This window comes from Corynebacterium sp. MC3 (genome assembly GCF_900099485.1).
Classification (GTDB): Bacteria; Actinomycetota; Actinomycetes; order Mycobacteriales; family Mycobacteriaceae; genus Corynebacterium; species Corynebacterium pseudogenitalium.
The window spans coordinates 197,023-216,009 of sequence record NZ_LT622814.1 but is presented as its reverse complement, the minus strand read 5'-3'; the positions used below and the strand labels follow the sequence as shown (position 1 = coordinate 216,009).

Annotated in this window: 20 protein-coding genes; 3 read left to right on the top strand and 17 right to left on the bottom strand. The window is 62.7% G+C overall.

All coding sequences use genetic code 11. From position 1 onward, the window contains the following. The first annotated feature begins 41 nt into the window (after nucleotides 1–41). Complete coding sequence (locus BQ4436_RS05815) at nucleotides 42–1,118, top strand: PspC domain-containing protein (RefSeq protein WP_070363031.1); 1,077 nt, start codon at nucleotides 42–44, stop codon at nucleotides 1,116–1,118. 1 nt (nucleotide 1,119) lies between these two features. Here the strand turns inward: BQ4436_RS05815 and guaA are convergent, their stop codons facing one another. The 4 genes from guaA to guaB all read right to left on the bottom strand — a co-directional run bounded on the left by guaA (nucleotide 1,120) and on the right by guaB (nucleotide 6,917). Next, on the bottom strand, nucleotides 1,120–2,673 hold the full coding sequence (gene guaA, locus BQ4436_RS05810) for a glutamine-hydrolyzing GMP synthase (protein ID WP_083329458.1): 1,554 nt from the start codon (nucleotides 2,671–2,673) through the stop codon (nucleotides 1,120–1,122). Nucleotides 2,674–2,885: 212 nt separating this feature from the next. Beyond that, nucleotides 2,886–4,178: a PAS domain-containing protein gene (locus BQ4436_RS05805; RefSeq protein ID WP_070477610.1), complete on the bottom strand. Its 1,293-nt coding sequence runs from the start codon at nucleotides 4,176–4,178 to the stop codon at nucleotides 2,886–2,888. 24 nt (nucleotides 4,179–4,202) lie between these two features. After that, complete coding sequence (locus BQ4436_RS05800) at nucleotides 4,203–5,357, bottom strand: GuaB3 family IMP dehydrogenase-related protein (RefSeq protein ID WP_070363034.1); 1,155 nt, start codon at nucleotides 5,355–5,357, stop codon at nucleotides 4,203–4,205. 36 nt (nucleotides 5,358–5,393) lie between these two features. Further along, nucleotides 5,394–6,917, bottom strand: a complete 1,524-nt coding sequence (gene guaB, locus BQ4436_RS05795) for an IMP dehydrogenase (protein WP_070975831.1) — start codon at nucleotides 6,915–6,917, stop codon at nucleotides 5,394–5,396. Between the two features lie 104 nt (nucleotides 6,918–7,021). On the opposite strand from guaB, the gene BQ4436_RS05790 reads away from it, so the two are divergent. After that, entirely contained in the window at nucleotides 7,022–7,444 is a 423-nt protein-coding gene (locus tag BQ4436_RS05790; protein WP_070363036.1) for a DUF5319 domain-containing protein, read from the top strand. Here the strand turns inward: BQ4436_RS05790 and BQ4436_RS05785 are convergent. The 10 genes from BQ4436_RS05785 to BQ4436_RS05740 all read right to left on the bottom strand — a co-directional run bounded on the left by BQ4436_RS05785 (nucleotide 7,441) and on the right by BQ4436_RS05740 (nucleotide 15,950). After that, nucleotides 7,441–8,199 carry a hypothetical protein gene (locus tag BQ4436_RS05785; protein WP_070477604.1) on the bottom strand — a complete coding sequence of 253 codons (759 nt, stop codon included), beginning with the start codon at nucleotides 8,197–8,199 and terminating at the stop codon, nucleotides 7,441–7,443. The genes BQ4436_RS05790 and BQ4436_RS05785 overlap by 4 nt on opposite strands. After that, nucleotides 8,196–8,780 (bottom strand): RNA polymerase sigma factor ShbA, encoded by a 585-nt coding sequence (gene shbA, locus BQ4436_RS05780; RefSeq protein WP_070477602.1) that lies wholly within the window; start codon nucleotides 8,778–8,780, stop codon nucleotides 8,196–8,198. The genes BQ4436_RS05785 and shbA overlap by 4 nt, the downstream gene beginning before the upstream one ends. Before the next feature lie 136 nt (nucleotides 8,781–8,916). Next, nucleotides 8,917–10,527 (bottom strand): chaperonin GroEL, encoded by a 1,611-nt coding sequence (gene groL / locus BQ4436_RS05775; protein ID WP_070477601.1) that lies wholly within the window; start codon nucleotides 10,525–10,527, stop codon nucleotides 8,917–8,919. Between the two features lie 21 nt (nucleotides 10,528–10,548). Next, nucleotides 10,549–10,848: a co-chaperone GroES gene (gene groES / locus BQ4436_RS05770; RefSeq protein WP_070363040.1), complete on the bottom strand. Its 300-nt coding sequence runs from the start codon at nucleotides 10,846–10,848 to the stop codon at nucleotides 10,549–10,551. A 166-nt stretch (nucleotides 10,849–11,014) separates the two neighbouring features. After that, nucleotides 11,015–12,067 (bottom strand): tRNA (adenosine(37)-N6)-threonylcarbamoyltransferase complex transferase subunit TsaD, encoded by a 1,053-nt coding sequence (gene tsaD / locus BQ4436_RS05765; protein WP_070363041.1) that lies wholly within the window; start codon nucleotides 12,065–12,067, stop codon nucleotides 11,015–11,017. After that, the gene (gene rimI / locus BQ4436_RS05760) at nucleotides 12,064–12,537 is read right to left on the bottom strand and encodes a ribosomal protein S18-alanine N-acetyltransferase (RefSeq protein WP_070363042.1); all 474 of its coding nucleotides are present in this window, start codon (nucleotides 12,535–12,537) and stop codon (nucleotides 12,064–12,066) included. The genes tsaD and rimI overlap by 4 nt, the downstream gene beginning before the upstream one ends. Further along, nucleotides 12,534–13,202: a tRNA (adenosine(37)-N6)-threonylcarbamoyltransferase complex dimerization subunit type 1 TsaB gene (gene tsaB / locus BQ4436_RS05755; RefSeq protein ID WP_070975829.1), complete on the bottom strand. Its 669-nt coding sequence runs from the start codon at nucleotides 13,200–13,202 to the stop codon at nucleotides 12,534–12,536. The genes rimI and tsaB overlap by 4 nt, the downstream gene beginning before the upstream one ends. Further along, nucleotides 13,202–13,702, bottom strand: a complete 501-nt coding sequence (locus BQ4436_RS05750; protein ID WP_070363044.1) for a hypothetical protein — start codon at nucleotides 13,700–13,702, stop codon at nucleotides 13,202–13,204. The genes tsaB and BQ4436_RS05750 overlap by 1 nt, the downstream gene beginning before the upstream one ends. Before the next feature lie 20 nt (nucleotides 13,703–13,722). Beyond that, entirely contained in the window at nucleotides 13,723–15,270 is a 1,548-nt protein-coding gene (gene alr / locus BQ4436_RS05745) for an alanine racemase (RefSeq protein WP_083290813.1), read from the bottom strand. A gap of 20 nt (nucleotides 15,271–15,290) precedes the next feature. Continuing rightward, nucleotides 15,291–15,950 (bottom strand): GAP family protein, encoded by a 660-nt coding sequence (locus BQ4436_RS05740; RefSeq protein WP_070975827.1) that lies wholly within the window; start codon nucleotides 15,948–15,950, stop codon nucleotides 15,291–15,293. A 128-nt stretch (nucleotides 15,951–16,078) separates the two neighbouring features. Between BQ4436_RS05740 and BQ4436_RS05735 the strand changes: the two genes are divergently transcribed. Then, nucleotides 16,079–16,933: a dienelactone hydrolase family protein gene (locus BQ4436_RS05735; RefSeq protein WP_070975825.1), complete on the top strand. Its 855-nt coding sequence runs from the start codon at nucleotides 16,079–16,081 to the stop codon at nucleotides 16,931–16,933. On the opposite strand, the gene BQ4436_RS05730 is transcribed toward BQ4436_RS05735, so the two are convergent. From BQ4436_RS05730 to BQ4436_RS05720, 3 genes are read right to left on the bottom strand one after another with little or no spacing between them, the layout of a single operon-like run. After that, nucleotides 16,922–17,227: a hypothetical protein gene (locus BQ4436_RS05730; RefSeq protein ID WP_070975823.1), complete on the bottom strand. Its 306-nt coding sequence runs from the start codon at nucleotides 17,225–17,227 to the stop codon at nucleotides 16,922–16,924. The genes BQ4436_RS05735 and BQ4436_RS05730 overlap by 12 nt on opposite strands. Further along, nucleotides 17,228–18,595 (bottom strand): hypothetical protein, encoded by a 1,368-nt coding sequence (locus BQ4436_RS05725; protein ID WP_070975822.1) that lies wholly within the window; start codon nucleotides 18,593–18,595, stop codon nucleotides 17,228–17,230. Further along, nucleotides 18,589–18,924: a hypothetical protein gene (locus tag BQ4436_RS05720; RefSeq protein WP_070975820.1), complete on the bottom strand. Its 336-nt coding sequence runs from the start codon at nucleotides 18,922–18,924 to the stop codon at nucleotides 18,589–18,591. Before BQ4436_RS05720 ends, BQ4436_RS05725 begins: the two co-directional genes overlap by 7 nt. Between the last annotated feature and the right edge of the window lie 63 nt (nucleotides 18,925–18,987).

The window sequence follows — 18,987 nt, the reverse complement described above, 5'->3', positions numbered from 1 at the left end:
TCCCGATACCGCCCGCGGGCCCACCACGGGACAATAAAGACATGGAAACCAACACACTGAAGCGCATGTGGGAGACCCGCCCACCCCGCATCCCAAAGGACCAGGGCGGCAAGGCTGCCATCGGCGGCGTCTGCGAAGGCATCGGCGCCCGCTACCAAATCGACCCGACACTGATCCGCGTTATCTTCGTAGCACTTGCACTCATATTCGGTGGTGGCCTCTTCCTCTACCTGCTGTGCTGGATCAACATGCCACGCTTCGGCATGACCCGCAGCCCGTGGAACGCAATTATCACGCCGAAAGAACAACTCACCGAACCGGAGAAGAAGGACCGCAGCACCGGTTGGTGGCTGCTGCTTGGCCTAGTGGTCTTCTTCCCATCTGTCTCAGCCGCAGGCGATCTCAACGGGGTGCTCGTTACGTTCGTGTTGTTCTCGCTCGGCTGGTACCTCGCTCACCAGCGCCGACCCGAGCCCCCGGCAGGACTGCTGGCAATGAACCCCGAGGAGGCGCCGACAAGCGAAGGCCCCACCGTGGACACCTCGCACCTCACCGTGTCCGAAGGCTACGAGCATCCTGGCACGCCACCCGCGTGGGACCCGCTCGGCGCGGCACCCGGGCTGTGGCACCTACCCGAACCAACCGAGCCAGCGCCGGAGCGTGCGCGACCAAAGAAGCGCTACTGGCTGTGGATCCCCGTCACGCTGGTGCTGACAACGGCAACAGTGTTTGCGCTGGGGGCCACCAGCGAAGTGCGACTTGGCAATTACAGCCGCTTCGGCAGCGCGTACATCACCGTGTACGACGTCGACGAGCTACCAGACCCAATGGGCACCCCCGACTTCATCGGCGAGTCCTACATCGACTTCACCGATCTCGAACCGCTGAGTGAGCCGAAAACGGTCAACATTGCGAACAACATCGGCAGCACCGATATCATCCTGCCGGAAAACGTCCCCGTCGACATCAACTGCAAGGTGAACATCGGCGAGGCCGCATGCCCCGAAGAACGACAAAACGCGAACACAGACAGCGCACTACTCACGATTAACGTGTCGCAGCGCGTCGGATCCGTGTCCGCGTACTACGCCCGCGAGGACGCGGGCGAAAGAAACTGACTTACTCCCACTCGATGGTGGCCGGCGGCTTGGAGGTCACGTCCAGCACCACGCGGTTGACATCCGCCACCTCGTTGGTGATGCGGGTCGAGATGACCTCCAGCGTCTCGTACGGGATGCGTACCCAGTCCGCGGTCATCGCGTCCTCAGATGCGACAGGGCGCAGCACAATTGGGTGGCCGTAGGTGCGGCCATCGCCCTGCACACCAACCGAACGCACATCGGCCAGCAGCACAACCGGGCACTGCCAAATCTGGTCATCCAGTCCAGCCTTGGTCAGCTCCTCGCGAGCAATCGCGTCAGCAGCGCGCAGGGTTTCCAGGCGCTCCTCGGTGACCTCACCGATGATCCGGATGCCCAGGCCCGGGCCCGGGAACGGCTGACGGTTCACGATCACCTCAGGCAGGCCCAGCTCGCGGCCGACCGCGCGGACCTCGTCCTTAAACAGCAGACGAAGCGGCTCGACCAGCTCGAACTCGACGTCGTCCGGCAGGCCGCCCACGTTGTGGTGGCTCTTAATGTTCGCGGTGCCGGTGCCGCCGCCAGACTCCACGACGTCTGGGTACAGCGTGCCCTGCACCAGGTAATCAACCTTGTGGTCCGACAACACATCAGCCACAGCGCGCTCGAAGGAACGGATGAACTCCGCACCGATCGCCTTGCGCTTGGCCTCCGGCTCGGTCACACCAGACAACTTGTCCAGGAAGGCCTTGCGCTCGTCGACAGTCACGAGCTTCGCGCCGGTCGCGGCGACGAAGTCCTTCTCCACCTGCTCGCGCTCACCCTGGCGCAGCAAGCCGTGGTCCACGAACACACAGGTCAGGCGGTCCCCGATCGCACGCTGCACCAGCGCCGCAGCAACAGCCGAGTCCACACCACCGGACAGGCCACAGATGGCGTAGCCGTCGCCAACCTGGGTGCGAACCTGCTCAATGAGCTGCTCCGCAATATTGGATGCCGTCCAGTTCTGCTCCAGACCAGCGATCTCGGTGAGGAAGCGCGTCAGCACCTCCTGGCCGTGCGGCGAGTGCATCACCTCCGGGTGGTACTGCACACCGGCGAACTTGCGCTCCACGTTCTCGAACGCGGCGACCGGCGCACCCTTCGAAGACGCGGTGACCTCGAAGCCCTCCGGAGCCTGCGTCACCGAATCGCCGTGGCTCATCCACACCTTGTGCTCCTCCGGCAAGTCGGCGTGCAGCACGCCGCCCTTGACGTTCATCGCCGTGCGGCCGTACTCACGGGCGCCGGTCTGCTCAACCTTTCCGCCGAGCGCCCGCGTCATCACCTGGAAGCCGTAGCAGATGCCGAAGATCGGAATCCCCAACTCGAAAATCTCAGGGTCCAACTGCGGAGCGCCATCCTCATACACGGACGACGGGCCACCGGATAGGACAAGCGCCAGCGGCTGCTTCTCCTTCACCTCCGCAGCGGAGATCGTGGACGGAACGACTTCGGAGAACACGTGCGCCTCACGCACACGACGCGCAATGAGCTGCGCGTACTGCGCACCGAAATCAACAACAAGAACAGGGCGAGTTTGAGCTGTAGTCACGCACCAAATCTTAACCTACGCAGCACCTAATGTGTACGTGAGCCCGATGACAGTGTCCTGCGCACCACATTCCCGCGCGCACAATTCGGGACCTGGGGAAACACCAATGCACCCGGCCGAAATACTGGAATCTGGTGCGGGAATCCCTTCGAAACAACAAAACACCACCCGCCAGGCAGGTGGTGTCTTCAGCGTTGCGGCGTTACAACAGACTACTTCAGCAGCGCACGCAGGTTCTCCAGCGCATCGTGCACCCCGTCAATCGCCGGGTCGGAGCCCAGCTTCTGCGAGGAAGCGTGCAGGCGCTCGATAGAGTTATCAGCAGCCTGGATAGCGCGGTGCACCTGAGCAACAAGCGGCTCGATGTTCTCGCCGAACGGCTCCTGCGCCGTGGTCTGGGACCAGCGACGAATCATCTCGAGCGGCATCTTGGTCAGCTCGGAAATCGAGTTCACCTTCAGGTCCACGCGGTTCGCCAGGGAGGAGTGCAGGAAGACTGCGTCGTCCATCTGCTTCACGTCCACCTCGAGGGCGTCGAACAGCATAGAGAGCACCTCGCCGCGGTTCGCCTCAAGGGAGAAAATCGCGGTCTGCGCAGTATGCAGACGAGCCAGCGCAATCGCCATACGCGCGGACGCCGCCTTCTTCGCCAACTCGCCAGCGACCTCGTTGAGCGACTGCGCGTTCTCGTCGATGATGCCACGCATCGTCGCCCACACCTGCAGCGGTGCAAGCAACAGCGTACGGGCAGCGCCCTCCGCCATGACGTTTTCCATCTCGCCCTTCACACTGTTGGTCACAGCGTTTTCTTCCACCAAAGTCTGGCTGGCCTTTGCCAGTTCTTCAGCGGCTTCCTTAATGGACGACTGGATTTCCATGAAGCGGTCCAGCTCGCGGTAGAGACGCTTGGTAGCCTCGTACACCTCACCGGTGCCCTCTGGAAGGTCGAAGCCCGCTTCCTCACGCGCCAGCACCTCGGCCGGCAGCGCTTCGGCAACGAAGGCGTCGTAATCAGGCACAAGCTCCTGCAGCTTGTCCAAGCCAAGCTCTGCACGGCGGCGACGGCCAACGCCCTCGTGGCGCGCCTTCCACTCAACGTCGTTCACCGCTTGGTACACGTCGCCGACGACCTTGAACAGTTCGGTCATCGGGCGGGTGCGCACCGAGAGGTAGTCGCCATTTGGCAGAGGCGTCACGGTAGCAAACACGTCGTACGCAGAGCCGCTCTTTGCGCGGTTACGGACATAGCCTGCGAACGGTCGGCCGTCCTCAATGACGTCCCACATCAGCTTGAACGCGCCACCAGGCATCTCAATATGGCGAATGAGATTGTGTGGCTTCCCGATCATCTCGACTTCGGGATACTGCGCGTAGTGAATAAAGACCTCATTGACATGGGTCATAATGCCCTTGCTGTCCGTCACCGAGAAGAAGATGTGGTTGACATCAACCTCGTGGTGTGGGCCGTCAGGGGCATCTCGTTTAATAACTACTTCGTAGGCCATATTCGATATATTAGGTCAATCTGTTTACGGGCGGACGGTCACGTCGACCTTTTGGAACGACTTGAGATCAGTGTACCCACATTTCGCCATAATACGGCGCAAACCGCCCACTAAGTTCGTGGCAGCGCCCGAATCGCTCGATGGACCGAACAAAATCTCAGACAGCGGAAGACGATCGCCGAACTCCCAGTTGGCAACCTCGCCGCGCGGGAAGCGCGGGTGCGCAGCCGCCGGTTCCCAATACGCGCCGCCAGCAGCGGCCTCGTTCGCCTTCGCGAACAGACTGCCTACCATGACGGCGTCGGCGCCCATGGCGAGTGCCAACGCGATGTCTCCGGCGTTCGACGGTGCCGAATCAGCGATGACGTGGACATAACGGCCACCGGTCTCGTCCAAGTAGTCGCGGCGAGCTGCAGCCACGTCAGCAATCGCAGTTGCAAGGGGAACGTCCAGCGCCAGGCCGGAAGAGGAACGACCCGAACCAACAATCACGCCGGCAGCGCCAGCACGCATCAGGTGCGTGGCCGTCGTGTAGTCGAAGACACCACCTGCGATGACCGGAACGTCGAGGGAGCCGATGAACTCCTTCAAGTTCAGCGGTTCCCCACCGGGCTGCACGTGCTCGGCGGAAATCAACGTACCCTGCACGAACAGGATCTCTGCACCGGCCTTGATCACTGCCGGAGCAAGCTCGCGCACGTTCTGCGGGCTCACGCGCACAGCGACGGTCGCGCCCGACGCGCGGACCTGCGCAATGCGCTCACTCAACACGTCCAAATTAATTGGCGCCTGATGGAGTTTCTGCAGCGTCGCCGTAGCCTTGGCAATCTTGCTAGGAATCTCGTGGTAGTTCTCCTGCTCGAGGTCCTTGGGATTTGGCGCCTGCCCGCAGACCTCGTTGATCGCCTCTTCGAAGTTCGCGTGGCGGCCCAGGATGCCCTCGGCGTTGAGCACCGCAAGTCCACCCTGCTTACCCATCTCGATGGCGAACTCGGGGCTCGCCAGGGCATCGGTCGGGTGGGATACGAGCGGCATGTCAAAGGAGTAGGCGTCGATGTGCCACTCCGTGTTGACGTCCTTCGACGAGCGGGTGCGCCGCGTCGGAACCAGGGTCAGATCGTCAAGGTCGTAGGCCTTGCGGGCTTCGCGTCCGATGCCAATTTCTACATATTCACGCATGTCAGGTTCTCTCCTTCAGGAGCCAGTCAGAAAGGATTAGTTGTGGTAGTTCGGCGCTGCAACCGTTTGCGTGATGTCATGCGGGTGCGATTCGCGCAAGCCAGCCGTGGTGATTTGGACGAACTGCTTCGTCTGCAGTTCTGCAATCGAGGCGGAGCCGGTGTAGCCCATCGCGGCGCGCAGACCACCGACGATCTGGTGGGTGATGGCGTCGATATCTCCGCGGAACGGAACGCGGCCCTCGACGCCCTCCGGCACCAGCTTGTCTTCGCTGGTGACGTCTGCCTGGAAGTAGCGGTCCTTGGAGAAGGAACGCTTCTCGCCGGTCAGGCCACGGCCCTGCATCGCGCCCATCGAGCCCATGCCACGGTAGCGCTTGTACTGCTTGCCACCAACGACGACAACGTCACCGGGTGCCTCAGTGGTGCCTGCGAGCATGGAGCCGAGCATGACGGTCGATGCACCAGCCGCGAGCGCCTTAGCAACGTCGCCGGAGAACTGCATGCCACCGTCTGCGATGATCGGTACCCCAGCCTTGTGAGCAGGCACAGAAGCCTCCAGGATGGACGTGATCTGTGGCGCTCCGACGCCCGCAACAACGCGGGTGGTGCAAATGGAGCCAGGACCGATGCCAACCTTGATCGCGTCCGCGCCGGCGTCAGTCATCGCCTGTGCAGCCTCGCGCGTTGCCAGGTTGCCACCGATGACGTCAACGCGGTCGCCGAAGTCCTTCTTCACACGGGACACCATCTCCAGCACGCGGTTGTTATGTGCGTGCGCAGAGTCGACGACGAGGGCGTCGACACCCGCCTCAACGAGCAGCGCGGCACGCTCGTAGGACTCTTCACCAGTGCCGATACCAGCGGCAACAAGCAGGCGGCCGTTCGAGTCCTTCGACGCGTTCGGGTACTGCTCGCTCTTCACGAAGTCCTTCACCGTGATCAGGCCAACCAGCTTGCCTGCCTTATCCACGATCGGCAGCTTCTCCACCTTGTTCGCCGACAGCAGCGCGAGTGCCTCCTGCTTATCGACGCCCTCATCCGCCACAACCAGCGGCATCGCTGTCATCACCTCTGCGACCTTGCGGTCGTAGTCCGGCTCGAAGCGCATATCGCGGTTGGTGATGATGCCCACCAGGCGCTCGTCGGCGTCGATCACCGGCAGGCCCGAGATGTGGAAACGGCCGCACAGCGCGTCGACGTCACGAATCGTCATGTCTGGTGTGGCGGTCACCGGGTTGGTGACCATGCCGGACTCAGAACGCTTTACGATGTCAACCTGCTCCGCCTGGTCCTGAGCGCTCAGGTTACGGTGGAGCACGCCAATGCCACCCTGGCGCGCCATCGCGATCGCCATCCGCGACTCCGTGACCGTATCCATCGCAGCCGATGCGATCGGGATACCCAGCTTGATGTTGCGGCTGAACTGCGAGCTCGTGCTCACTTCGGCCGGCACAATGTGAGACTCGGCTGGCAGCAGCAGCACATCATCAAAGGTCAAGCCCCGCAGTGCAACCTTGTGCGGGTCATCCCCACCTGTAAGAACTCGCTCGTTTGCCATTGACAACTTCTCCTTCCGCGCGCGGTGTACCCGACATTGGTTTTCAGCCATGATATAACGTCGCGCGACACGACACACAGCGGCGTCGAAAAATCCCAACGCACATGGCTAATTGGCCTTGCTACTCCCCACACAATAGGCTGATCGGTGTGAATTACGACGACATGATGCCACTCGACCCGTTCGCAAACGACCCGAACGACCCGGCATCGTTCATCGAGGACGACGAACAGCCGGAGCCCTTAAGCAGCGAGGAGCGGCAGGCGATCATTCACGACCTCGCCCACGTCCGCGACGCACAACGTATCCTGCGCCCCCGCGGCATCCTCGGGATCTTCTTCATGTGTGAAGACTGCGAGCAGACGCACTACTACGACTGGGACATCATGGAGCAAAACATGATCTCCACGCTCAACAACGCGCTGCCGCCCGTCCACGAACCAAGCGCTAACCCGGACGTCAACGCCTATGTCACGTGGGATTACGCGCTGGGGTACATGGACGGCATCGAGTCCGCCGGGCGCTAGTGCTGCGGCGAGGCTGACGCCGAGGGCTCAACCGGCTTGGGGGAGGTCGTCGCCACTGGCGATTCCGGCGCGGCGTCCTTGCCTGTAGTAGCCGACACGTGCGCACCGCTCGGTTCCGCACTCACTGTCGGCTGCGCGGAGGAATGCTGCTCGACGGCAGGCTGCTCCGTGACCACCTGCGTCACCGTCACCGGTTCGCGCGGCTCAGGTGTCACCGTCACAGTCACGGTGCGCGTCACCGTCACCTCAGGGATTGTCGACGCCACCGTGGGCTCAGACCCTTGCGTCTTCTTCGCATCCATGGAGTCAAGCAACGCCTTGGCCTGCAGCACCAGGGCACGCACAGCGTCGCCGTTACCCTCATCGCTGGCTACTTCCATCTCGTCGAGCGTGCTCGCAAGCTCCATGACCGACGCACGCTCCCCAAACACGGTTGAGGCTACTGGCCACAGAGGGGAATCAGGAGTCGCGTTGTACAACACTGCCCCACTTCCAGCAACGATTGCGGTGGCTGCTGCCGCGCCCACAAGCCCACTGAGCCACGGGTTCATCTGCTTGCGCGCAGGCGCCGCCACGGGCGCTATGTATGGCGGCTCCGGCATCGGACGCTCGACGTCCTCGCGCAGCGCACCCATCAGGCCCAAAAGCGGATCGGTGCCGTCGCTAGGGTCCTCTCCACGTGACGCTTTGGTCAACAGGGCGTCATCCGCCAACAGCTCATCAAACTGCGGGATACGGTGAGCATCACGTGTCATTTCGCAGACTCCTCTTCTTCAAGGGCCTCACGCAGGCGAGCCAGGGCACGGTGCTGTGAGACACGAACCGACCCAGCTGTCCCGCCAACAATCTCTGCTGTTTCTTCCGCCGAAAGGCCAACAAATACGCGAAGAATAATGATATTTCGCGCTTTCTCATTGAGTACATCGAGCAGCTCGCGCATTTTGTTACTCGCGTCGACATCCAGCGCATATCCCTCTGGATCCGCCTCTTGCGATACCCCATCGGGGATATCTTCGGTGGGCAGCATTCGGTCTCGCGCATAGCTGCGGTGCGCATCCGTCACCTTATTAAATGCAATCCCGTACACGAATGCCATGAATGGCTTGCCCTGGTCCTTATAGGTACTGAGCGCCTTGACTACCGCAAAGCACACGTCCTGAGTGACGTCTTCCGGGGTCGGGGTGCGCCCACCGCCAATGCGGGCGCGGGCGTAGCGCAGCACAAATGGATAAATGAGCGCCACGACGCGCTGCGTCGCCCGATCATCACCGGACTGTGCAGCAGGCAGCAGTTGCGCAAGCTGCGCATTCACGTCATCAGTATCTATACCGCTCATACGCGACGCCCGACTCCTTTCCAGTATCGCCTAAGGGTACAGCGCCGAGCATGCCATTCCCAAAGCCTGACCCATCAGGCACGCAAAAGCCCGAACGGCATGTATCCGTCCGGGCTCCCCTCGTCACAAACACTAATTAGTGCGCGTGACCGTGTGCGTGTTCCTCAACTTCTTCCGGCTTGTTCACCACAGAAACCTCCGTGGTCAGCACCATGCGGGCTACCGAGCAAGCGTTGACAACAGCGGAGTGTGTCACCTTCACAGGGTCAATGATGCCCTGCTCAACCAGGTTGCCGTACTCCATCGTTGCGGCGTTGAAGCCTTCGTCGTTCGCCATGTCTGCGATCTTCGACACAACAACTGAGCCGTCCAGCCCAGCGTTGTCCGCAATCCAGAACGCCGGCTTCACCAGCGCGCGGGCAACCGCCAACACGCCAGTCTTCTGCTCGCCCTCGAAGGTCTCCGCGTATTCCTCCAGGTCGCGTGCGATCTGGACCAGTGCGGAACCGCCACCGGCGATGATGCCCTCTTCGACTGCCGCGCGGGCAGCGTTGATGGCGTCCTCGACGCGCAGCTTGCGCTCGTTGACCTCGGTCTCAGTCGCGGCACCGACGCGGATGACGGCGACGCCACCCGACAGCTTCGCCAGGCGCTCCTCCATCTTCTCCTTGTCCCAGGTGGAGTCCGTCGCCTCGATGTCGCGGCGGATCTGGTTGCGACGCTCCTCGACGTCCTCAGCGGAACCGGCGCCGTCGACAAGCACGGTGTCGTCCTTGGTCACGGTGACGCGGCGCACCGAGCCAAGGTCATCCAGCGTGGCGTCCTTGAGCGCCATGCCAACCTCAGGGTCGATGACCGTCGCATTGGTCACTACAGCCAAATCATCCATAAAGGCCTTGCGGCGCTCGCCGAAGTACGGCGACTTCACGGCGACAACCTTCAGGGACTTGCGCAGCGTGTTCACCACGAGCGTCTGCAGCGGCTCACCGTCGACGTCCTCGGCGATGATCAGCAGCGGGACGGATGCCTCCGCAACCTTTTCCAGCAGCGGAAGGAAGTCCGGCAGCGAGGAAATCTTGTTACGGACCAGCAGCACGCGGGCGTTTTCCAGCACCGCCTGGCCGGCGTCAGGGTCCGTCATAAAGTACGGCGAGAGGAAGCCCTTGTCGAAGGAGACACCCTCGGTGACGTCGACGAACGAGTCGATCGTCTGGGACTCCTCGACGGTGACGACGCCGTCCTTGCCGACCTTGTCCATCGCACCGGCAACCATCTCGCCGACCTCAGGGTCGCGGGAGGAAACGGTGGCAACGTTGGCGATCTCGGCGGACGAAGAAACCTCCGTCGCACGCGACTTCAGCTCCTCGATGACCTTCTCGGCCGCAGCCTGGATGCCCTTGTTGAGCTGGATCGGGTTCGCACCAGCAGCGACGTTGCGCAGCCCCTCGGTGACCAGCGCCTGCGCGAGCAGCGTCGCGGTCGTGGTGCCGTCACCGGCGATGTCGTTCGTCTTCACTGCGACGGATTTCACCAGCTGCGCACCGAGGTTCTCAAACGGCTCCTCGAGGTCGATGTCGCGGGCGATCGTCACACCGTCGTTGGTAACGGTCGGGCCACCCCACGACTTCGAAAGCACAACGTTTCGGCCACGCGGGCCAAGAGTGACCTTGACGGTATCCGCCAAAGTGTCAACGCCCTTCTTGATGCCTTCGCGGGCCTCCTGATGAAATGCAATAAGTTTTGCCATTGGTGGCTACGCCCCCTTCAATTACTTTTCGACGACGGCCAGCAGGTCGCGAGCGGAAAGCAGCAAGTACTCTTCACCGTTGTACTTCAGCTCGGTGCCGCCGTACTTGGAGAAGATCACGGTGTCGCCCTCGTTGACGTCGACAGCAATGCGCTTGCCCTGCTCATCCAAGCGGCCAGGGCCGACAGCGATAACAACTGCCTCCTGTGGCTTCTCAGCAGCGGAATCAGGGATAACCAGGCCGGATGCCGTCGTGGTCTCCGCCTCAGCGATCTGTACCAGAACCTTGTCTTCCAGTGGCTTGATGTTGACGTTTGCCATGATCTGAACGCCTTCCTTCAATGTTGTATCTATCAGTTCAGTAGTTTTGCGGTTATTTGAAGGCCCAGCCGTCGTCGCGGGTGTACAACTGCGCTCTCCACAACCTTGTTAGCACTCTACCCCTGCGAGTGCTAACACTCAACATTGTGACGACACTCACCAATCTTTACTGGTGAACGAGCGGGATCTCCACTTCCAACGACGTATCCGTCGCCACGGACAGCTCCGAAGGCTTGGCCCCCTCATGGATGAGCTGGCCCGCCAACGCCGCGATCATCACGCCGTTATCGGTGCACAGCCCGAAGCGCGGTACACGCAGCTCCACGCCAGCCTTCTCGCAACGTTCTTGGGCAAGTCCTCGCAGGCGACTGTTCGCCGCCACCCCGCCGCCGAGCAACAGCGTCTTCGCACCGGTCTCCTCCAGTGCCAGCAGCGCCTTGCGCACGAGCACGTCACACACCGCCTCCTGGAACGACGCGCACACGTCCTCCACGTTGACCACCCAGCCTTCGCGCTCCGCCTTTTCCACGTAGCGCGCCACGGCAGTCTTCAAGCCGGAGAACGAGAAGTCGAAGCGGTGCTCGCCCCGCAGATCGTCGGCCTTACTGAGCGCGCGCGGGAACGGAATCGCATCCGGGTTACCCTTCGCCGCCAAGCGGTCGATGACCGGGCCGCCCGGGTAGCCAAGCCCAAGCAGGCGCGAGACCTTGTCGTAGGCCTCGCCGGCGGCGTCATCAAGGGTGGAGCCAAGCTCGCGCATCGGCTTGCCAACGGCCTCAACCTCCAACAACTGCGTATGCCCACCAGAGACCAGCAGTGCCACCGAGTGCGGGAGCCGCTCCTGGCCCTCCAGGTTCGCCACCGCCACGTGCCCACCCAAGTGGTTCACGGCGTAAAACGGCACACCCCACGCCGCCGCGTAGGCCTTCGCAGCGGACGCGCCGACCAGCAGCGCGCCGGCAAGACCAGGCCCGATCGTCGCCGCAACCACGTCCGGGGCATCGATACCGGCCTCTTCCAGTGCCGCGGCCATCACTTGCGGCATCGCCTCAAGGTGGGCACGCGACGCGATCTCGGGCACCACGCCACCAAAGCGTGCGTGCTGCTCCATCGAAGACGCCACCTGGTTCGCAAGGATCTCCATGGTGCCGTCGGAGTGGACGTCGACAATGCCAACGGCCGTCTCGTCGCATGAGGACTCAATCCCGGCAACAATCATGCCTGCTCCCTTTCGATCTTCCGCGGACGCATCATGGAAAACGCGTCCGCGCCAGAAGGTTGATAGTAATTCTTTCGGGTGCCAACCACGGAAAAGCCGTAGCGCTCGTACATGCCAAGCGCCGCGGAGTTGTCGGTGCGCACCTCGAGGAACATCGGGCCGTCGAGAAGGTCGGCGGTGTGGACGAGCTGGTCCATCAGCTCCCTGCCCACCCCGCGGCGCTGCACCTCGGGCGCGACGCCGATGGTGTGAATTTCGAACTCCGGGTCGTTGCGCGGGCCCAGCATCGCAAGGCCCGCATACCCCAGAAGTGCGCCCTCGTCGTCGAAGGCGCCGATATAGAACGTGTACGGCTGCGCGAACTGCGTCAGCAGCACCTCCCGCGACCACGGGGTCTCGCCAGCGAACAGCACCGCCTCCAGCGCCGCGACTGCGTCTGCGTCGCTGGGTGTGAGCTCCCGGATATTCACAGTTTGATGTCCGGCAGCGCAGCAGAGCGCGGGCGCGGCTTCGGCGGCACGGCGTCCGGGCGGCGCAGGTACAGCGGTGTGAGTGGCTCCGGCGTATCTGATGGATCGCACGCGGCGAGCAAGCCGCGAACACCCGGCGCGAGATCGCGTACCTCACCAGCCGCGACAGTCACAGTCTCACGCAGCGCGTCCGGGACGACGAGCATGTCAACGGCGTCACCCTCAACGTCGATCGCGCTGGCTGCGCTGACGTGTGGGCCGTCGACGCGCTGTCCGTCACGGTAGAGGCTCCAGTACACCTCGCGGCGGCGCGCATCAGTGACCACTAGCACGCTTTTCCCGGTGGTGTCCCCGGCTTCCGCGGCGATGGCGTCGTGGGTGCAGACCCCGTACACCGGCACACCCAGCGCCTGCCCGAAGGCGGACGCGGTGGCCATGCCTACGCGAAGCCCCGTAAACGGGCCAGGCCCCACGCCAACAACGACGGCTTCGAGCGCACCGTAGGTGCAGCCCGCTTCCGCCAGTAGTTCGTTGACAGTGGGGACCAAAAGTTCGTTATGCGAGCGGGTTCTGATTACCCGCTGTGCATCCATGCGGCGCGACTGTTGCTCGCCCACGCCGACAACGAGGTCGTGCGTGGCTGTATCGAGCGCCAGCGTCAGCATTAAGCCGCTACTCCCATGACCCAGCCGTTACCGTCCTTGTGGAACGGCAGCGGCGTATTCATTGGGAACATCTCCGACTGCGGGATGGAGCAGATGTTCACCTTGGAAAGCTCCACCTTGTCCAGGTCGATCTCCGCGTTCTGGTCCTCGTCGAACAGCAGCATGTAACCCCAGTCGCCGGAGAAATCGAAGCGGTCCTGGTCAAGGTTCAGCGCCTGCAGCTTGCTCAGCAGCAGCTGGTCCGGCTCGTTCGGGCACAGCGTGGTGAACCCGATGTAGTCCTTGTCGTAGACGCGAGTCAGGTCGATGAGCTGGCCCGCAACGGCTTCGCCACCAGGCTTGACCTCTTCAAGGGAGCGGGAAAGAGAATTCGTTGGCGTCGCAGCCGCCATTGGGGACGGCTTGGTCAGTGGGATGAAAATGAGAGCAACGAGCACAATCACCCACAGTGCACACGCAATAGCGACCCAACCACGGCTAGTATTGTTCAGCTTCAGCATAGCCTACAGCCTACATCTTCCTATTCTGTGTGCACCCACCGCCATGTGATGATGCGGCCCTCACTGTCTTCGTCTTGCTCCACGAGCGTGGTGCGGTCAATGGTGACCAAAAGGTATTCACTGGCGATGTGAGCTGCGAGATCACCACCCCACTCGGCCACCACGACGCTGCGGTCGAGCTCCGACTCAAGGTCGAGAGCATCGAGCTCACCCAGCGGGTCGCCAGAGCTGCCCTCCCCCAACAGGCGGTAGGCATCGACATGAATTAACGACGCCCCCTCCGCCTCCTTCGCGCGGTGTTCCCTGGCGATGGTGAAGGTTGGGCTCGTCACACGCCCCTTGACCTGCATCCCTTCGGCAATGCCCTGCGTCAGCGTGGTTTTCCCGGCGCCGAGCGGGCCGTCGAGAATCACCACGTCCCCGGCGCGCAAGGTCTCCCCCAGCTCACGCCCCAACGCTTGCGTTTCCTCGCGCGTCTCGCAGACACGCCTGCCGCCGTACTCCCGCACTGTCCGTCCTTTCGGTGCACACAGCACCTCGTAGTGAATGGTGTTCGCCCGCAGCGCGAACTCGTCCGCACTCACGCCGCCGGCGCCAAAAAGTACCGCTTCATCGCCCGGCGCGACACCGGCTTCGTTTGCGCCCAGCCACACCACAATCTGATCCATGCACACCCGACCCACCTGGGGGTAGCGGGCTCCGTCAATGGTGACGTCCATCCGGTCCTGCCAGATGCGCATCACGCCGTCCGCGTAGCCGGCGGGCACCACGGCGGTAAACCCGTCCTCGGGCGCAGTCCATGTCCCTGAGTAGCTCACCGGATCCCCCGCGCGGATCGGTTTGACCGCGGTCACTGTTGCGACCCAGCTCATCGCGGGCCGCAGCCCGTTGTCGGTGCCGTCGATTGCTTCCAACCCGTACAGGCCAATCCCGGGACGGATCTGTTCAAAGCGGGCGTCGTCCCTCGTCCACGTCGCCGGCGAGTTCGCCACGTGGTTCACCAGGTCCTCTAGCCCCGCCTCGTGCGCCTGGTTGAGCGCTTCACGGAACGTCGCCAGCTGCCGGTCCGTGTACGGGTCCGCTGGGTTATCCGCGCACGCAAAATGGCTCATCAGCCCGGCCACACGGATCTGACCGGCCTGTTGCGCCTCGGCGGCCATCGCGAACAGCTCCGGCCACTGTTCCTCATCTACGCCCGAGCGGTTCATCCCCGTGTCGATCATCAGATGCACGGTGGGTACGAAGGGGGCGTCAATAAGCGCGCGCAGGTGCGCAAGACTCGGCACACCCATCTCGATGCCCTCCACCAGCTCCTCCCCCGGAGCCCACAGCCACGCCATCACGGGTTTCGACGTCAGCTTCGCCACACTAGCCGCCTCCGCGATCGTCGCGCAGCCGAACGCATCCGCACCGTTCGCCTCCATGATGGGGACACACTTCGCCGCGCCGTGGTTATAGGCATCCGCCTTCACCACGCACATCAAACGCGCGCCACCAGCCTGACGGCGCATCTGCCTCGTGTTGTGGGCAATCGCCGCCAGGTCAATGCGAAGTTTTAAAGCGTTCATGGGCATCTATTGAACAACGATCACAGCAAATGCGCCACGCCGACTACACCTAGCAGCAGCGATACCACCCACGTCGCGGTCAAACCAACCGTATCCGGGTGTGAGCGCGCCCACGCGAAACCTCGTCCAGCAACCGAGTCCGGCTTCGCCCGTACCCAACCGACCAGCAGGGCGCACAGCGTTGGCAGAGACAGCGCGACCGTGGCATAGAGCACCAGGAAGCTGTACTTCGTCGTCGTATCGATGCCCGTCGCAGACAGCACCGCAAGGCCACCAAAGAACGGCATCGACGTCGCCGATTGGACGATCCCCAGCACAAACCCCGTCAGCACCGTCAGCGCATTGGGTGCTCGCAGCGGGCGCATCACCCGTTCAATCAACGCGTGGTTATCTCCCCCACGCAGCGCCAGCACCGCGGTCAGGAGACCAGTAGCGATGAGGAGCCACCCGAAAATGGGACCCTCGACAAACGTTTGCACAACCGGACCGAGGCCATCGAACACAAACAGCATCACCGCCGCGAGACTCGCCACCCCAAGCCAGTCGCCAGCAATGAGCAGCGCCGTGATCTTCGCATACTGCCGTTTCGCTTGGGAGGCAACCACCCCGACTGCCACGATAACCCCGATCAACAGCACGTTGATGGAATCAATAAACGCAAAGGATAACGCTCCAAGCATGTCTCGCTCCTTTCGCGTGGCTCCATCAGGCGGAATCTCGGCCGTCTCTCGATCTGGCCCCTAACCCTAAACCACAAAAACGCTGAAGCGCTATTTCAGTACTGCAGAATTCAAGTAGGGTGGGTTGCGTGTCTGCGAAATTGAAGAAGTTAGCTGAACTGTCCAAGCGAGGCCCCCACAAGGTGCTGGAAGGCGACCTCGGTTACACCGGTTTGCCAGGCAAGGTCTACACGCCTGCGGAAGGTAAGAACCTGCCAGCCGTCGCCTTCGGCCACGACTGGCGCCAGAGTGTCGACGACTACCACGGCACACTTCGCCACCTGGCCAGTTGGGGCATTGCGGTCGCCGCGCCAGATACTGAAAAGGGGTGGCGCCCCGACCACGCTGGCTTCGCCGCCGATTTAGAAACCGCCCTGCAAATCCTGACTGGGGTGCGCCTCGGGAACGGCAAGATTAGCATCCACCCACAGCGCCTCGGCGTCGTTGGCCACGGCATGGGCGGCGGCGCTGCCGTACTCACCGCGGTAGAAAACCCGAAGGTGCAGGCAGTCGCCGCAATTTATCCGGCGAACGTGGCGCCCTCCGCAGTAGAGGCGGCCCGGCGCGCACTTCGCCCAGGGCTCATCATCGGCCCCGGCGAGGACGGTGACTCGCTCTTCGATCCAGGCAACCCCGCCAAGCTCGCATACAACTGGGCAGGCGAGGTGGCCTACCGCAGCGTCAAGAAAGGCGAGCAGCAGAGCTTCTCGGAGGACTCACTGACCAAGCGCCTGCTCGGCCTGGGCAAGTCGAGCGCCTCCCTGCAGACCACAGTGCGCGGCCTGCTCACCGGGTTCCTCCTGCACCAGCTAGCCGGGGAGAAGAAGTACTCCTCCTACTCCGAGCCGGACGCCGAAGGAAAGAACGTCACGTCCTATACCGGTGAGGACCTCGCTGAGCTGGCGGGCCTCACCAAGGACGACAGCCTCTTCTCATTCTTCTAACGTGCCGGGCTGACCAGCACGCTTCATCTCCCCCGGTGCTTCCGGGGCGTTGGGGCGTGCCTCGGTACGGATCGACGCGATTCCGCCCTGCGGCGGGCGGCGAAACGGGAACAACCGCTCGCCACCCTGTGGAATGACAACAGGTTGGCGTTTGTAGCCAAGCGCGGCGGCCCTTCGCTGCTCGGTAAGCATCATCTCCATTTGGCGATGGTGCTCAGCGATCATCTTTTCAAAGTTCTCCATCCGCATCGCCGTGCGCTGACGGTACTCTGCTGCAAACCTTGAAAAATCCATTTACCATTCCCCCAATTTCTTGACGCCCCAAGCATCAGCCGGGTCTGTATCTGCTGGCTGCTGCTCAGCGTGTTGTTCTGATGACGTCTCTGCTGCCGCCGGTGCCGTCATCGCTTGTTTTTCTGCCGGCACTGGTGGCTGCTCCACCTCGCCGAGTTGCTCAGGTGGCACGAACACACCGTTTTCGTCGACTGCCGGTGCAGGCTCCGGCGCAGGAGCGGGCTCGGGTGCCGGTGCTGTCGGTGGTGCCGGTGGTGTTGGTTCCGCGACGTCACACGGCACCTCCACAGCCTCCGTCGCGCACTGCCAGGCCGCGTCGGTATTTGCCGCAAAGACGTTGATGCTTTCAATGACGACAGCCGCGCCCGTTTGCGCAAACGCGCCCGTGAACGCCTGCGCAGCGTCGCACTGCTCCTGTACCGGTGCGAACAACGCCGCTGCGTCGCGTGTCACGGCCTCGATGGGCGCGTTAACATGCACATCGACGTCGAAGTTAAAGGCCACGTTGATCCCTGCCGCACCTGCCAGTGCCGCTGACGCGGACTGCGTGCCGACGCTCTCCAGAGAAACAAGGCGCTCGCACGGCTGCGGCGGTGCCGGCGGCACAGGAGCAGGGGCAGGCACTGGTGCTGGTGCTGGGGCGGAAGGTGGTGCGGCAACACTCGCGCTGGCAGTCGAGGTGCTTCCGGCTGCGTGCGCAGCCGTCGCTGGCGCCGCAGCAGGCGCACTTCCAGCTGGCTTTCCGCCGGGCGCCTGACTGCAAGGCTGTTGTGCTTCCTCCACGCACACCGCGATCGCATCGAGGCACTCAGCGACAGCCACGTTGCATTCTTTCGCTGTCTGGCTCGCCTGCCGCATCGCATCAATTACGACCTGCACCAATGGGCGAATCAGGGTGGCGATTCCAAGCTTCGCAAGTATCTCAAGGTGCGAGTGCGCAAGGACCACGAACTGTTCCACCGCCAGGTTGGACGTCTTCTTGACGTCATCTATAGCGCTGCAGCACGAGGTAATCGAGCTTCCCAGCTCATTTAGGCGTGTAAAGTGCTGCGTCTCCGAATCTGCCGAGCATCGCTCCCGCGACCCCACGCCGATCTGCTCAAACCACTCTTTACTGCCCGGCGTATCCTGGCAAGGCGCCTTCAACGAAAACCTGTAGCCCACGGCGTCACAATTGAACTGTGACAGCGAGACACCGACCTGGTGGAAGCCGCGTAGGTCCTGGCAGCGGGTGGCCTGCAGCTCCCGAATGACTTCCTTCGCTAGTGCCTGCAATTGGTCGCGCTCAGGCCCCTCCAGGGCTGGGGCCGTCGCAACTGACTGAGAGAAGCGCTGCACCCCTTGTTCGACAACGTCGCTGGTTACCATGCGGAACCCACCCCCGAAATGCCATCGGTGGCGTCCTCGTCAGCGTCGCGGACCTCCTGTGCAAGGCTGCGAATCCCCTCCCACTGCTGCGTTCGCTCCTGCAACAACCGGAGCGAGTCCGCATAGACCGCCTGCACCGCCGCCGTGATGCGCTGGCCCTGCAAGGCAAAACCGGCACCGAAGTCGTCCGCACCCAGGTCTGGTTGCTGGCGGGCAAAGTCCGTGGCGGTGTCTTCGTAGGCGGAGATGGCGTCGGCAAAATATGACCGCACCGCGTCAACGTTGAGGCTGACGCCCTTGTTGTGCACAGTGTTTACCGTGTTCACCATGTTCAAAATTTCCCCCAAAATCCACGTCGGCTCACCACCGACAGTTCTAACTACTTCTCTTAG

Excerpts from the sequence above, each read along its gene's own strand:
- BQ4436_RS05815 (WP_070363031.1), top strand. The coding sequence starts at position 42 with ATGGAAACCAACACACTGAAGCGCATGTGGGAGACCCGCCCACCCCGC.
- BQ4436_RS05805 (WP_070477610.1), bottom strand. The coding sequence starts at position 4,178 with ATGGCCTACGAAGTAGTTATTAAACGAGATGCCCCTGACGGCCCACAC.
- BQ4436_RS05800 (WP_070363034.1), bottom strand. The coding sequence starts at position 5,357 with ATGCGTGAATATGTAGAAATTGGCATCGGACGCGAAGCCCGCAAGGCC.
- guaB (WP_070975831.1), bottom strand. The coding sequence starts at position 6,917 with ATGGCAAACGAGCGAGTTCTTACAGGTGGGGATGACCCGCACAAGGTT.
- BQ4436_RS05790 (WP_070363036.1), top strand. The coding sequence starts at position 7,022 with ATGGCTAATTGGCCTTGCTACTCCCCACACAATAGGCTGATCGGTGTG.
- BQ4436_RS05785 (WP_070477604.1), bottom strand. The coding sequence starts at position 8,199 with ATGACACGTGATGCTCACCGTATCCCGCAGTTTGATGAGCTGTTGGCG.
- shbA (WP_070477602.1), bottom strand. The coding sequence starts at position 8,780 with ATGAGCGGTATAGATACTGATGACGTGAATGCGCAGCTTGCGCAACTG.
- groL (WP_070477601.1), bottom strand. The coding sequence starts at position 10,527 with ATGGCAAAACTTATTGCATTTCATCAGGAGGCCCGCGAAGGCATCAAG.
- groES (WP_070363040.1), bottom strand. The coding sequence starts at position 10,848 with ATGGCAAACGTCAACATCAAGCCACTGGAAGACAAGGTTCTGGTACAG.
- tsaD (WP_070363041.1), bottom strand. The coding sequence starts at position 12,067 with ATGATTGTTGCCGGGATTGAGTCCTCATGCGACGAGACGGCCGTTGGC.
- tsaB (WP_070975829.1), bottom strand. The coding sequence starts at position 13,202 with ATGCTGACGCTGGCGCTCGATACAGCCACGCACGACCTCGTTGTCGGC.
- BQ4436_RS05750 (WP_070363044.1), bottom strand. The coding sequence starts at position 13,702 with ATGCTGAAGCTGAACAATACTAGCCGTGGTTGGGTCGCTATTGCGTGT.
- alr (WP_083290813.1), bottom strand. The coding sequence starts at position 15,270 with ATGAACGCTTTAAAACTTCGCATTGACCTGGCGGCGATTGCCCACAAC.
- BQ4436_RS05740 (WP_070975827.1), bottom strand. The coding sequence starts at position 15,950 with ATGCTTGGAGCGTTATCCTTTGCGTTTATTGATTCCATCAACGTGCTG.
- BQ4436_RS05730 (WP_070975823.1), bottom strand. The coding sequence starts at position 17,227 with ATGGATTTTTCAAGGTTTGCAGCAGAGTACCGTCAGCGCACGGCGATG.
- BQ4436_RS05725 (WP_070975822.1), bottom strand. The coding sequence starts at position 18,595 with ATGGTAACCAGCGACGTTGTCGAACAAGGGGTGCAGCGCTTCTCTCAG.
- BQ4436_RS05720 (WP_070975820.1), bottom strand. The coding sequence starts at position 18,924 with ATGGTGAACACGGTAAACACTGTGCACAACAAGGGCGTCAGCCTCAAC.